Here is a 13,340-nt window from a genome sequence, read left to right on the forward strand (position 1 = left end):
AGTGGAATCCAACCGCGCTGGTGCCCCAGCCCGGTAAACTCATTCAAATTGTCTCATTGACGTTTACCACGAAGGACACGAAGTGCACGAAGAGTAAAAAAAGCAGTTTCTTCGTGATCTTCGTGTTCTTTGTGGTGTAAAAAACAAATCAAAGCAGCGCCATCCCATCAGAGCCCAGAAACCGGTGAATCATTTCAGCGGTTTGTTTCGGTTTGTCTTCAAACAGATAATGACCGGCATCTGAAAACACATGGGATTGTGCGCCGGGCAGTCTTTTCAGAAATTCATCCAGAAAACAGGTGTCAAACACAAAGTCTTTTGCGCCCCATAAAAACAGCACCTGGTCGGGATTCAGGCGGTGAATTCTTTTATCCACCCGGGCGACGACCTCCCAGGCAGGATCTGCCGGGGTTAAGGGAATGTCCTGGACGAACTTCAACGTGGCAATGCGGTTTGAAGGGCTGTTGTAAGGGACGGTGAGTCCTTTTTTCACCCGGGCGGACAGACGGGTGCAGGCCCCCAGATAAAGGGCGCCTTTGGCAAACAGGTTCAGTCCCAACACTGCGGGCACTGAAAACCAGTTCAGGTATTTTACCAGCCACAGCATCCAGGGAAACCGTTTGGTTTCCGGCAGAAAAAATCCGGATGTATTGGTGATCACCACCCGGTTGATCCGGTCCAGATGATCCAGTGCCCAGGCCAGGCCGATCATGCCGCCCCAGTCATGGACGATGAGATCCAGTTTACCTTGTGGCACGGTATGCGCCACAAATGCATCCAGATCCGACACCCGGGAGGCCAGGGTGTAGTCGTAAATTTTCGGGTCCGGCTTGTCTGAAAAACCGCAGCCCATATGATCGGGCACCAGGGTTCTGAATTCCCTGGACAGCCGATTCACCAGGTGACGAAAATAAAACGACCAGGTGGGGTTGCCGTGAACCATGAGCACCGGCGGTCCTGCGCCTTCATCCAGGTAATGGAGCCGATGGCCGTTGATGTCCAGATAATGGGGGGCAAACGGGTATTCACTTTCAAATTCCCGGGTGGAAGTGATTCGGCCGTTGATGCGTCGGCAGGTTACCATTCCACCCCCAGCACATAACAATTGAGTCCGGAGCCCACCCCGATGAAAGCCACAAAATCTCCGGGCTGCAAAAAATCCCGCTCATCGGCAATGGCCGCGGTGATGGGCAATGACACCGTGCCCACATTGCCTAACAAAGGGAACGTGGAAAAATCTTTGGCCATGTCCAGACCTAAGGCGGCATAGAAGCGCTGGTGGTGAATGGCGCCCACCTGATGGCCGATGACCTTGTCGGGCTTGTCGTCCGGCAGGCCCAGCAGCTGTTTCATGGCCTGGAATGTCCGGGTGGCCAGAACCACCCCGTTTTCCAGAACCTCGTTGGCCCGGGTCCGCATGATCACTTTGGCATTTGTCGGCATGCCTGTTTCATCAAACCGCCAGAAGCACAGGTCATGGTGCTGGATGGCATTTTTCACCACCCCGCCTTTCAACGCATGGTGGCGGATGTCGTCATCTCCCAGGGTTCCGTCCGTGAGAAGCACGGCCGCTGCACCGGAACCGCCCGTCAGGGTGGCCACGGTGTCTTTGTAGAAATCAACGCTTTTGTGCAAATTGATCTCCTCGATGGTGCTGTCCACGATCTGCCGGGCGGTTTCACACGAGACCACCAGACCGGCTTTGATGTTGCCCAGCTCGATTTCATTGGCCACCTGGACCATGCCCGTGATCATGCCCAGACAGGCGGATTTGACATCATACACATGGGCTTCGGGTCCGATGTTGAGCTGATGGGCGATATGGCACGAGGTGGCAGGCTCAAACCCGTCCTGGCAGACCCCGCAGAATACCAGCGCCCCGATGTCGGACGGATGGATGCCGGCCTGTTCCATGGCCCGTTGACCGGCCACGGCCGCGTGATCGGCCAGGGTGTGATCCTCATCCCAGTATCTTCGCTCCCGGATCCCGGTCAACGCTTCCAGCTGGCCGGGTTGGAATCCCACGGCATCCAGAAACGGTTTGATCCTGGCTTCGATCTGGGCCGTGGTGACGATGTGAGGCGGCAATTCATATCCGAATGAAGTGATAAAAACCTTGCTGTATTTCATTTGTGTCTCCACACGTGTCTGAGAGTGTCCCGGGAAACCCCGGTCAGGGTCATTCCCATATCTTTGTATAAAACAATGCGCAGGTCATCGGCAAACATATGCGCATCCGCAATGACAAACGGCTGTCCATCCGCTGCTGTATACCCCATCTCTTTGATTTCGATCTCATACCGGGCTTTTTTTGTGTCCGGCGTTACCGGGCCCCGGCATTTGAGATCGCTTTCATTGTTTGGCAGCACATTGAACCGGGCCACAGGATCCGGGCTGACCCAACCCATGCGCTGGACAAAAATTCGCAGGGCATGGGCGCAGCACTCATACATCAACGTGCCGGGCATGACCGGGTCATCAATGAAATGACAGGTGAGAAACCAGGCATCCGGCCGGATATCCGCTTCCGCCACAATGGTTCCCAGGCCGTATCTGCCCCCGTTGGGATCAAAGGATAATACCCGGTCGATGAGATGCATGGGCCCGCCGGGCAGGCGCTGGGCCGCTCCCAGGGTCATGCCGGAAAAATCATTGCCAAATGCGCCTGCCAGATTGCCGGAGCGCAAATGAGCGATCCGGCTCTCATCAAAGGCCGCCGGCCATACCCGTACCAGAGGGTCGAACCCGTGTTCGGGCAGAACCGGGATCTGGTCCTGTTTTTTAAGTACAATGCCGCCCGATTTTTCGACCTCGGCTTCCGTGAAAAATCCGGCACAACCGTCCCGCATGGAGATGAACAACTGCCGGTTGATATAGCCTTTGTAATGAAAAAAGAACAGAAACACATCCCCTTGTTTCAGAAACCGGTCAATGCAGATGTGGTATTCAATGGTTTCTCCGGGTTCGGGCAATGGCCGGTGAAAGGTGACTCTGGCATCCAACAGCCGGTATTTGCGTGTGCCTTTGACCTGGTGGTCAATACCCAGAAAAGCACATAAAAACAGATCTGCCTGGCCCGCCTCAATGGAAATGGACACCGGGGCCACGCCCCCGTCCAGATACCAGGCATCTGGCCGCACATCATGCTGGGTGATGATTTTTCCCGGCCCCAGCGAACAGGGAGTCCCCTCAATGGCCATGATCCGGTCCACCAGCATCAACGGGTCATCCGGCAGCCGGACCCGCACCGGATAGGTGTCGATGATGTCAAAGTCCGGGCCCAGCACGTTTCCGGCCCGGCCGACGGCAAATTCCATGCACTGGTCCCGGGTGAACAGCGGGGGCGTGGCGATGGGCCGTGGATCCTCGTTTTCACCGGATGGCGGTTCAAACCCGGGCTCCCGGGTCAGGGCGGCAGCGGCCCGGGTCAATGCCGCAAACTGGGTCTGCATATGATCCATATTGGTTTGAGAAAACGCCAGAAATTTTTCATGGGCCCGGGCCGTGATATCCGATGCTTCAACCAGAGCGTCCGGATCCACATAAAAGGGGCTGGAAAGACCCGTGACCGGGGCAGAAGGCGAAACAGACGCCGGATCCGGATTCAGGCGGTTCAGCAGATCTTCGGGAATCGGAGGCCGGGTGGTCGGAACAGACAGGGTGTGCCGGTTGGGTGTGGCATGGGACGGTTGCAGACCGGAATCCGGTGGAACGGATGAGGAAACCGGGTCCGGCGGCTGCCCAAGCAGGCAAAAAGCGGTTCCGCCATCCCGGGTCATGGCCCCAGCCATGGCATGCCGGGAGAGGGGGGATGTTTCCGGCCATGGAACCGGGGCATCAGGTATGACAAAATTTTGTTTTTTCATGCCCTCTAGTCCGGGGCCCGCCCGGAAACCCGGAATGGTGGCGTGATAAAGGCACAGGGCCGAATGAATGATACTGACCAGGCCGGATATTCCCCGGGTGTCTCCGACCAGATCGGCGGTCCAGCCCAGGACACACGCTGTCTTATCATCAGGGTGTTTCAGATGGGTCAGGGCATGGGCTTCCACAGCCCCCAGGGGACCATGTCCGCCGGCATGGGTATTGAAAAACGACAGGTCTGAAAACGTCATTCCCGCATCTGTCAGACATTGTTTCAGGGGAGTCATATAAGAAAATTCCGGTTCTTTATGATCCCGGGTGACAGGGCCGCCGCTGCTGCCTGAAACGCCCTGGATCACCGCATAAATCCGATCCTTGTCTTTTTTGGCATCTGCCAGACGTTTGATGATGATGGCCCCGGCCCCTTCGGCCGGCCGGGCCGGAACCATGGGAAGACTTGCCTGATTCAGGCAGAAAGACCGGATATCTCCGGCCATGTCCACGCCGGCACAGATGAACCAGTCGGTTTCTTTGGCTGCCAGAGACCGGGTTCCCACCGCAACGGCTTTCATGCCCGAGGCCGCATCGGCTGAAACGGTGAAACAGGGGCCTCCCAGCTTGAATTCCCGGGCCACCCGGGAAGCGGCAATTCCGCCCAAGGCCCCTAAGGTGCGGTTGAATGTCAATGGCGGGGAAAGCTGATCCTGAAGGGTGTCGTTGAGATCATGGGCATACCACCGCAATGAAAAATCCGCAGCCCCGAAATCAAAATCAATGCCCACGGCACACCCGGCCCGGGTCCGCAATAAATCCTGATTGTCCGGGCGGTGCGGGATACGGGCATCGGCCAGGGCCCCTTTGACCGCCTGGAGCAGCACCAGATGCTGGGGCAGGATATCGGGAATCTGCACCGGAGGAATATGAAATTCATCCATGGCCAGGGACAGGGCAGTCAGGTACCCGGCCGGCCGTTGGGGTTGATCCGGCGGCAGATGGTCCCTGCGCCGCCATCTGTCGGCCGCCGGGGCAGGACAAGGGGATGTGCGGCCCCGTATCATATCTGCGAACTGTGTCAGATCCGGGCAGTCACCCGTCAGAACCTGCATGCCCACGATCGCAAATTGGTCTGAATCGTTTTCTAACGCAACGGGTTTATCAGAAGATGCGGCCCGCTTGGAGGCAGGCTTTGATGAATAAGACCGGGATTTATTATGTTCTTCCACCAGAATATGGGCGTTGATGCCGCCGAACCCAAACGCGGAGACGCCGGCCCGCCTGGGCTCTCCCGGACGTGAAGGAATCCATTCATCCGCTTTTGTCTGAACCTGTACCCGGGTGTTTTCCAATGGATGCACATCCGGCAGGGCCGTGAAATTACAGGATGGCGGCAGCATTTTCCGGTTCATGGCCAGAAGCGTTTTAATGATTCCGGCGGCACCGGCCGCGGTGAGCAAATGTCCGATATTGGATTTCACGGATCCGATGGCCAAAGGGGTGTCCATGCAGTCATGTTTTTCCAGCATGGCCCGGATACTGGTCAGTTCCACCTTGTCTCCCACCGGGGTTCCGGAACCGTGACACTCCATGTACTGCAGATGGGCCAATGACAGGCCCGCCATATCATAAGCCGCGGCCATGGCCCGCACCTGGCCCTCGGATGCCGGGGCCACCAGGTTGCCTTCAATATCGTTGGAGATGCCCCAGCCTTTGATCACCCCGTGGATGGTATCGCCGCAGGCCAGGGCGTCGGACAGCCGTTTGAGTACCAGAATGCCGCAGCCTTCTCCCACCACCAGGCCGTCGGCCTGCCCGTCGAACGGGGCGCACCGGCCCGACGGAGACAACGCGGCCAACTGGGAAAACCCGATCTGGGTGTACAAAGAATCCGGCCGGGACACCCCTCCGGTGACCATGACATCTGCCTTGCCGGAGATCAGTTGTTCACAGGCCAGCTTGATGGCAACCAGCGACGATGCACAGGCGGCATCCAGTGTATAGCTGCCGGCATTCAGCCTTAACGCCCGGGCCAGGATTGCCGCCGGCGCCGATACCATGGCACAGGCCAGGGCATCGGAAGGAGACGTGGGGCGGGGATTTTTGGCGCACAGCAACTCTCTGGAAAACGCGGATGCCGTGTCCGTGGGAAGGGCAATGGCTGCCAGGATCACGCCCGTGCGCTGTTTTAACTTTTCCGGCAGGTGGCACTCCCGGCATGCGGTCCGCCCGGCGGTCAACACCAGGTGATGCACCGGATCCAGAATCGACAAAAAAGCTTCGTCCATGTCCAGCCCCGTGGGATCAAAGCAAAAATCGGTGATCAGGCCGGCCCGGTCGGATACTGCCCGGTCCGGACAAACAGAAGAAACCACCATTTTTTTGACCGGCGCAATCCATCTGTGGGCCGGAACCTGGACAACATGCTGTTTTTTTTCAAGAATATGGGTGATGAACCGCTGGTTGTCAGAGGTTCCCGGAAAAATGCCGGCCATGGAAACCACGGCGATATGCGGGGCATGGGATGTCATAGGGGGTCATATAATGGAGAAGAAAAAGGATTTCAAGGTGTACGTTGTAAAATTTGTGTAAAATGACCGCAAGGTTAAAAAAATACAAGGAAAAATCCCTGGATCACAGGAAGTGCCAGAAGCAGGACCGTGATGCCTGTCAGGAAAACAGCCAGGCCTCGGTCCCAGCGGTTTTCACGCCTTCGGTCATCATATCCCAGGATCCATCCTAAAGCGATGCCGCCGATCAATCCTCCGGCATGGCCCCAGTTATTGATATTGGGCAACAGAAATCCGATCACGACCAGGCTGATGATCCATCCGGAGGTCTGCTGATACACCTGCTGTGCCCGGAGCCCTTTGCTGGACCGGCCGAAATACAACAGCGCACCAATGAGCCCGCACAACCCGGAAGACGCCCCAATGGTCAACGGCACGTTTCCCATCACTGAAAGCAGAAAACCGGCTGCGCCGGAAAGGGTGTAGATCGAAAACATCCGGAACACGCCGTATTCAGCCATGACCAGCGGTGCCACGGTTTTCAGGGCCAGCATGTTGAACACGATATGCAGCAGGCTGCCGTGAAGCCAGTTGGCCGTGATCAACGATTCCCAGGCCTGATACGCCTGGATGGGAATTTTGCCGGAAGCACCTAAAAACACGAGTACATCCGTGGCAGGGCTCAACGCGTTGAAGGGATTGAATCCCGTATGCATGGATCGGCCGCTGAAAATCAGGCTGATAATGAACAGGAGGACATTGGCATAAATAATGGTATTCAGCACCCGGGAAGGGGTGATTGCGTTCAGATAGGATCGGTTGACAGTCATGCGGATATTATTTCCTTGTGAAGCAGGGGCTTAATTGAGTTTGACCGGTTTGATGCGAACCGCTGCCAGATATTCCTTGACCCCACCCAGGGTCAGAGCGAACATTTTGGATCCCGTGAGCATGGCCACGGGGTCATCCGGATGTCCGCAGGTTTTTGCAAACGCAGGCCCCATGACCGCAGACGGGTCAATGGTATTGTCGGCGGTCTTATGCATCTGCTGAACATAGGTGTCCAGCCGTTCCTTGAGAATCTTGAAATAATCAATGGGCTGACCCGTGGTGGTTTCGGTAAGGGTGGAGATATTTTGGGAAAATTCCTGGATCATCTGCCAGAAAGCATCCGATAAAATGGGTTTGTTTTTGTCACTGACGGGCATGAAAAACGAAATTCCCCATCCCACGGCCAGAATCTTTAAAATGCCCAGTTCATATTCCAGGGTGACCCGGTTGACGCCGGATTCAGGCGGCAGGGATTCCAGAATGGTTTTCAGATCGGTCCGGTCCACCGCAAAAACGGCAAGGTTCCGGGCGGTTTCTTCCACGGTCAGGTGCATTGACGGGTTTTGGGGGGTCATAAATACGCCTTCCATTTAAGGTATACAAAACAGGTGATTTATGGCATAACATACAGCATTCAAACCGAAATATCCAGAAAGGAAAGGGGATTCCCTTGGCAAAGATTCATATCACACTCAAACTGTTTGCCACCCTGGCACCTTATCTGCCTGAAAATGCAGATCACTTTCAAATTACAGACGGCACAACGGTGCAGGCCCTGATCACGGACCTTCAACTGCCGTCCGATGCCGTGAAATTGATTTTTGTCAACGGCAGAAAACAGGAAACAACCTATGTGCTTAAACCCGGAGACCGCCTGGGACTGTTTCCCCCGGTGGGAGGAGGATGATCCCCATGTCCATTGGAACTGAACGGTATGACCGGAATTTTGACACATTGACCCGACCCCAGCAGGCCCAACTGGCATCCTCCCGGGTGGCGGTGCTGGGCCTGGGGGGTCTGGGGGGCGGTGTCAGTGAAATGCTGGCCCGGACCGGTGTGGGGCATCTCACCTTGATCGACGGGGATGTGTTTGAACCCAGCAATCTGAACCGGCAGCTGTTCTGCACGGAAGAGGTGTTAGGCATTTCCAAGGCCCTGGCCGCAGAAAAACGGATCCGGGCCGTCAATTCCCAGGTTCAGGTCACATCAATAGACCAGTACGCGGATGGTGACAACCTGTATGGCATGATCAAACACGCCGATCTGGTGGTGGACTGCCTGGACTCCATCCCGGCCCGGTTCATGCTTGAACATGCGGCCAAAAAAGCACAAATCCCCCTGGTGGCCGGTGCCATTGCCGGAGTGACCGGACAGGTGACCGTGATTTTTCCCCAAGACAAAGGATATGAACTCATTTATGGCAAAAAAGAACACCTGCCCGCCAAAGGCATTGAGTCCCGCACCGGCAATATCTCCTACTGCGCCCTGATGGTGGCGGCTCTCCAGGCTTCGGAATGCATCAAAGTGCTGCTGGACCGGGGCGATATTCTGCGCAATAAACTGCTGATCATGGAATTATGGTCCAATTCATTTGAGGTGATGGATCTGGTATGAAACACACAGACCTGTACGAGAATGCAGCAGAAATCATCGTCAACGCCAAGCGGTGTGTGGCATTCACGGGGGCCGGCATTTCCGTTGAAAGCGGGATCCCGCCGTTCAGGGGCGAAAACGGGCTGTGGAACAAGTATGATCCCGACAGCTTTGATATTTGCTATTTTCACCGGCACACCAAAGCATCCTGGCAGGTGATCCGAGAGATCTTTTATGATTTGTTCGGAAAAGTCCGTCCCAACAAGGCCCATGCGGCTCTGGCACAATTGGAGGCCAACGGGGTGGTGAAAAGCGTGATCACCCAGAATGTGGACAACCTGCATTATGATGCCGGCTCCCGGGTGGTGCATGAGTTTCATGGATCGCTCAAGCGCCTGGCGTGCCTGGCCTGCCATGCCCGGTATCCCATTTCAGAGGTTAGCCTGGACCGGCTGCCGCCTGCCTGTCCCCGTTGTGAGGGGATCCTGAAACCGGATGTGATTTTTTTCGGCGAGTCCATTCCTGAACCGGCCGGGTCCATGTCTTTTGAGGAAACCCGGCAGGCAGACTGCTTGATTCTCATCGGCACCACCGGTACCGTGGCCCCGGCCAACCTGATCCCGTCGGCTGCCAGATCCAACGGGGCCGCCATCATTGAAATCAATCCCGTGCCCTCGGAATATACATCCCGGGTGACCGATATTTTTCTGGAAGCCGGCGCCACAAAAGCCATGACACGCCTGATGGAAAAAATATCCGGCAAAATTCGAAAACAATGACCCCTATCCCCCGGAATCTGTAAAGGAGTAACACATGCCTGACGACTGTCTTTTCTGTAAAATTGTCAACAAAGAGACGGACACCCGGTTTTTATACGAAGACGACACCTATGTGGTGTTCAAAGATATCCGCCCGGCAGCCCCGGTCCATCTGCTGCTGGTGCCTAAAACCCATATCCGCAGTGTCAACGACCTGACACCTTCGCACCAGTCCCTGGTGGGGGGCCTGTTTCAGCTGGCCGCGAAAATGGCCAAAGAACAGGGCGTGGACCAATCCGGATACAAACTGCTGTTCAACGTGGAAAAGGGCGGGGGGCAGGTGATTTTCCATTTGCACCTGCACCTGATCGGCGGGTGGCAGCGGTAAACGACCTGTGTGGTGATGGTGGCTTTAAATTTTACCACGAAGACCACGAAGATCACGAAGGATATGAAGGGCATGAAGGATGGAATTTGATGAACTTTCGAATCGAGTGATCGGATGCGCGCTTGAGGTTCATCTTTAATTGATGGAACATAGAGATGATTGAAAAAGATTTTGATATTGCGTTCATCGCTGATCTGGCCTTGAGAGAAAAACAGGTCCAGCAGAATTACCGCCCGGTGATCGCGGTTCACAAATGGTTTGCCAGACGACCGGGGACCTTGTTCCGGGGCCTGCTTTTGTCTGAATTTCTCAGCAACACGCCGCTTCGGGAGGCGTTTTATCAATCGATCAATTTTTCAGGCCTTCATGTCGCAGATCCGTTCATGGGCGGGGGAACCCCCATGCTTGAAGCCAATCGAACCGGTTGTGATGTCACCGGATTTGACATCAATCCCATGGCTTACTGGGTGGTCAAACAGGAGATCGAGCACCTGGATCTGGCCGCATATACCGAGGCTGCCGCTGATCTGCGGGCATCCCTTGAAGCGAAGATCGGCCATCTTTACCGCACAAAGTGTATGATCTGCGGGTCGGAAAAAGCGGATGTCAAATATTTTCTCTGGATAAAACATCTTAACTGCAAAACCTGTGGAAAACAGATCGATCTGTTTCAAAAATATTTAATTGCCACGGATGCCAGACACCCCAAAAATGTGTTTGTCTGCCCGGTTTGCGGGGACCTGACGGAATCCGAAGACAGAAAAAATCCCGGGCCGTGCCGGCATTGCCAGGCAGACCTGCGGTATGAGGGACCTGCAAAAAGAGGGCATTGTAAATGTGATCACTGTGGCACGGACAACCGGTTTCCGGCCCCGGAAACCGGACCGTTGGGCCACCGCGTTTTTGCCATGGAATATTATTGCCGGGCGTGCAAACCGTCTCATACCGGCCGGTTTTTCAAAAAACCGGATGCAAAGGACATTGAAAACATAAAAGACGCGGAAAACCGATGGAAAGCCATCACCCCCCAATTTGTTCCCGATGACAGCATCCCCAGCGGAGATGAAACCAACCGGCTGCACCGGTGGGGGTATCGGTATTATCGGGAAATGTTCAACCCAAGGCAGCTTCTGGGGCTGGAACTGTCCTCGCAACTGATTGCCCGGATGCCAAATGAACGGGTGCGCAATGCCCTGGCCACCAATCTGTCTGATCTGCTCCGGTATCAGAACATGCTGTGCCGTTATGATACAAAAGTTTTGAAATCCCTTGATATCTTTTCAGTCCATGGGTTTCCTGTCGGGTTGATGCAATGTGAATCCAATTTTCTGGGTATTGTGGAACCCGGCCGCACCCTGTGTGTGGGCAGCGGCGGCTGGGCCAACATTATTGAAAAGTTCAAAAAAGCCAAGGCGTATTGTGACCATCCTTTTGAGGTACAGGTTGTCGGGCGTAAAAAAAAGATAATCCCCATTGAAAAGGAATGGATCGGAGACCGGTTCAACGGGACCGGGTGTGATGATATCCGGCGGGTGGACATCTCTTGCCGGGATGCGGCGGCAGCGGATCTGCCTGACAATTCACTGGATGCGGTTTTCACGGATCCCCCTTATTTTGGTAATGTCCAGTATGCCGAACTCATGGATTTCTGTTATGTGTGGTTGAAAAAACTGGTGGGGCAGACGTCTTCCGCGTTTAGCGCCCCATCTACCAGAAACGCGGAAGAGCTGACCGGAAATGTAGACATGGGCCGTGATTTCACTCATTTCACCCACGGCCTTTCAACGGTGTTCCAACGCATGGCAAAGGCCTTGAAAAATGGATCTCCGCTGGTGTTTACCTATCACCACAACAAACTGGAAGCCTATTATCCCGTGGCCGTGGGAATTCTGGATGCCGGCCTGGTCTGTTCAGCTTCCTTGCCATGTCCCGGTGAAATGGGCGGTTCCATTCATATCAACGGCACCGGGTCATCCATTATTGACACGGTATTTGTCTGCCGGTCCACCGGTACCATGCAGCGCAAATGGCTGGCTGATTCACCACGGGAAGTGGCACAAATTGTTCAGGCAGACCTGATTTATCTCAAGGCGGGCCATGTCAAGCCGACCCCGGGTGATATCCGATGTATCATTTTCGGCCATCTGGTTCGTCTGGCCATCTGGTCTCTGCGGTCCGGGTGGGAGAAAGACAAACCGGTCGCGTCCCGGATAGCGAAAGTCGGGGCCTGGCTTTTGCATTTCGGCCGTCTGGTGGAAATTGAACAGTTTATTGAAACCGTCTGTGATACGACAAAGGATGAAGTCTCGCTGTTTGCCGTTAATGAACGTATTGAAAAATATGGAACAGACCATGACGAAATTCCCTTTTGAGGCGGGGATTGATGAGATCCTCGATGATGTTGATGTGTATATTGACAGTGTGTTTTCCTGTCTGGAATCCGAATTTCTGGTCATGCCAAAAGGGGCCGGGTTTGTAGAATACCCGGTTTTTGAGCGGGGATATGAGACGTTAAAAGCGGTTACCAATGGATTTTCCCGGCTTGATCCGGATAAGATATTTATGGTAACGGTTTCCGATCCGATTGCTCTGGTGGTTCTGCGTGCCATGCTGGGGTTTACACCCCCGGAATGGGGGTATGTGAGCACTCAGCGGACCGGTGTGTCCGTTACCCAGGGGTTTGTGCGCGCCCTTGACCGGAAAATCCGCATGGCCCCTGAAACAAAACTCAATATCAACGGGGTGGTCAGGGAACGGGTTGAAGCCTTGATCCAGACGGCCTGTCAATTATTATCCACAGGTGCGCCAAAAGTAAGGCAGGATCAATTGCACCGCCTGAACAAAGCCGATACGAAACAGGGACTATCCAGCATCAAAAATCTTTCCAGAATCGGCGCCCCTTATGCCATGCTGCTGTATGAACGGGTTCTTGGCAGGCCGTTTGCCGGACACAGGGATTCTGTAAGTGACATCATCGGCGACAGCCTGGAATCTGCCATTGAAGAGGTACTCACCAACGCTGGCATCAGTTTTCGGAAAACCAAGCGGGCTGAACGGATCGAGGGGTTTGACCAGTCCCCGGATTTCATCATCCCCAGTGAATTCAATCCCCAGATTATCATAGAAGCAAAGATTACCGAGGATGACGGAACCGCCCGGGACAAAGTAACCCGCATTCAGCATCTTGGCGAACTGAGTCTTGCCGGCCGGAACATTGATGATCCCAGGTATGAGGTGATTGCATGTATCGGAGGCCGTGGTTTCGGGGTCCGCAGGGAAGATATGAAAAAAATGATTATTGCCACCCGGGGGAAGGTGTTTACCCTGAAAACCCTGGACCAGCTGGTTGAGTACACCCGATTGAAGGAATTTCAGGCTCGGCATCGGTAAAACGGACCGTGT

General features: G+C 54.9%; 11 protein-coding genes. 6 read left to right on the forward strand and 5 right to left on the reverse strand.

The window, feature by feature from the left end:
• Positions 1-148: 148 nt before the first annotated feature.
• The 5 genes from K365_RS0108170 to K365_RS0108190 all read right to left on the reverse strand — a co-directional run bounded on the left by K365_RS0108170 (position 149) and on the right by K365_RS0108190 (position 7,774).
• Positions 149-1,084 (reverse strand): alpha/beta fold hydrolase, encoded by a 936-nt coding sequence (locus K365_RS0108170; protein WP_024334188.1) that lies wholly within the window; start codon positions 1,082-1,084, stop codon positions 149-151.
• The gene (locus K365_RS0108175) at positions 1,078-2,130 is read right to left on the reverse strand and encodes a 3-oxoacyl-ACP synthase III (protein WP_024334189.1); all 1,053 of its coding nucleotides are present in this window, start codon (positions 2,128-2,130) and stop codon (positions 1,078-1,080) included. The genes K365_RS0108170 and K365_RS0108175 overlap by 7 nt, the downstream gene beginning before the upstream one ends.
• Positions 2,127-6,389, reverse strand: coding sequence for a beta-ketoacyl synthase N-terminal-like domain-containing protein (locus tag K365_RS0108180; RefSeq protein ID WP_024334190.1), 4,263 nt, complete (start codon positions 6,387-6,389; stop codon positions 2,127-2,129). The genes K365_RS0108175 and K365_RS0108180 overlap by 4 nt, the downstream gene beginning before the upstream one ends.
• 74 nt (positions 6,390-6,463) lie before the next feature.
• The gene (locus K365_RS0108185; RefSeq protein ID WP_024334191.1) at positions 6,464-7,198 is read right to left on the reverse strand and encodes a rhomboid family intramembrane serine protease; all 735 of its coding nucleotides are present in this window, start codon (positions 7,196-7,198) and stop codon (positions 6,464-6,466) included.
• Between the two features lie 30 nt (positions 7,199-7,228).
• A complete protein-coding gene (locus tag K365_RS0108190) occupies positions 7,229-7,774 on the reverse strand; it encodes a hypothetical protein (protein WP_024334192.1) in 546 nt (181 codons plus the stop codon).
• Between the two features lie 95 nt (positions 7,775-7,869).
• On the opposite strand from K365_RS0108190, the gene K365_RS0108195 reads away from it, so the two are divergent.
• The 6 genes from K365_RS0108195 (at position 7,870) to K365_RS26415 (ending at position 13,328) form a co-directional block, all read left to right on the forward strand.
• A complete protein-coding gene (locus K365_RS0108195) occupies positions 7,870-8,106 on the forward strand; it encodes a MoaD/ThiS family protein (RefSeq protein ID WP_211221110.1) in 237 nt (78 codons plus the stop codon).
• Between the two features lie 5 nt (positions 8,107-8,111).
• Positions 8,112-8,813, forward strand: coding sequence for a HesA/MoeB/ThiF family protein (locus tag K365_RS0108200; protein WP_024334194.1), 702 nt, complete (start codon positions 8,112-8,114; stop codon positions 8,811-8,813).
• Entirely contained in the window at positions 8,810-9,571 is a 762-nt protein-coding gene (locus K365_RS0108205) for an SIR2 family NAD-dependent protein deacylase (protein WP_006965246.1), read from the forward strand. Before K365_RS0108200 ends, K365_RS0108205 begins: the two co-directional genes overlap by 4 nt.
• 34 nt (positions 9,572-9,605) lie before the next feature.
• Positions 9,606-9,938, forward strand: a complete 333-nt coding sequence (locus K365_RS0108210) for a histidine triad nucleotide-binding protein (protein WP_006965247.1) — start codon at positions 9,606-9,608, stop codon at positions 9,936-9,938.
• 155 nt (positions 9,939-10,093) lie between these two features.
• The gene (locus K365_RS0108215) at positions 10,094-12,310 is read left to right on the forward strand and encodes a DUF1156 domain-containing protein (RefSeq protein ID WP_024334195.1); all 2,217 of its coding nucleotides are present in this window, start codon (positions 10,094-10,096) and stop codon (positions 12,308-12,310) included.
• On the forward strand, positions 12,291-13,328 hold the full coding sequence (locus K365_RS26415) for a hypothetical protein (protein ID WP_006965249.1): 1,038 nt from the start codon (positions 12,291-12,293) through the stop codon (positions 13,326-13,328). Before K365_RS0108215 ends, K365_RS26415 begins: the two co-directional genes overlap by 20 nt.
• Positions 13,329-13,340: the final 12 nt, after the last annotated feature.

The sequence above is a fragment of the Desulfotignum balticum DSM 7044 genome (genome assembly GCF_000421285.1).
GTDB lineage: Bacteria > Desulfobacterota > Desulfobacteria > Desulfobacterales > Desulfobacteraceae > Desulfotignum > Desulfotignum balticum.

Coding starts and splice junctions, on each gene's coding strand:
- K365_RS0108170 (WP_024334188.1), bottom strand. CDS start 1,084: ATGGTAACCTGCCGACGCATCAACGGCCGAATCACTTCCACCCGGGAA.
- K365_RS0108175 (WP_024334189.1), bottom strand. CDS start 2,130: ATGAAATACAGCAAGGTTTTTATCACTTCATTCGGATATGAATTGCCG.
- K365_RS0108180 (WP_024334190.1), bottom strand. CDS start 6,389: ATGACATCCCATGCCCCGCATATCGCCGTGGTTTCCATGGCCGGCATT.
- K365_RS0108185 (WP_024334191.1), bottom strand. CDS start 7,198: ATGACTGTCAACCGATCCTATCTGAACGCAATCACCCCTTCCCGGGTG.
- K365_RS0108190 (WP_024334192.1), bottom strand. CDS start 7,774: ATGACCCCCCAAAACCCGTCAATGCACCTGACCGTGGAAGAAACCGCC.
- K365_RS0108200 (WP_024334194.1), top strand. CDS start 8,112: ATGTCCATTGGAACTGAACGGTATGACCGGAATTTTGACACATTGACC.
- K365_RS0108205 (WP_006965246.1), top strand. CDS start 8,810: ATGAAACACACAGACCTGTACGAGAATGCAGCAGAAATCATCGTCAAC.
- K365_RS0108210 (WP_006965247.1), top strand. CDS start 9,606: ATGCCTGACGACTGTCTTTTCTGTAAAATTGTCAACAAAGAGACGGAC.
- K365_RS0108215 (WP_024334195.1), top strand. CDS start 10,094: ATGATTGAAAAAGATTTTGATATTGCGTTCATCGCTGATCTGGCCTTG.
- K365_RS26415 (WP_006965249.1), top strand. CDS start 12,291: ATGACGAAATTCCCTTTTGAGGCGGGGATTGATGAGATCCTCGATGAT.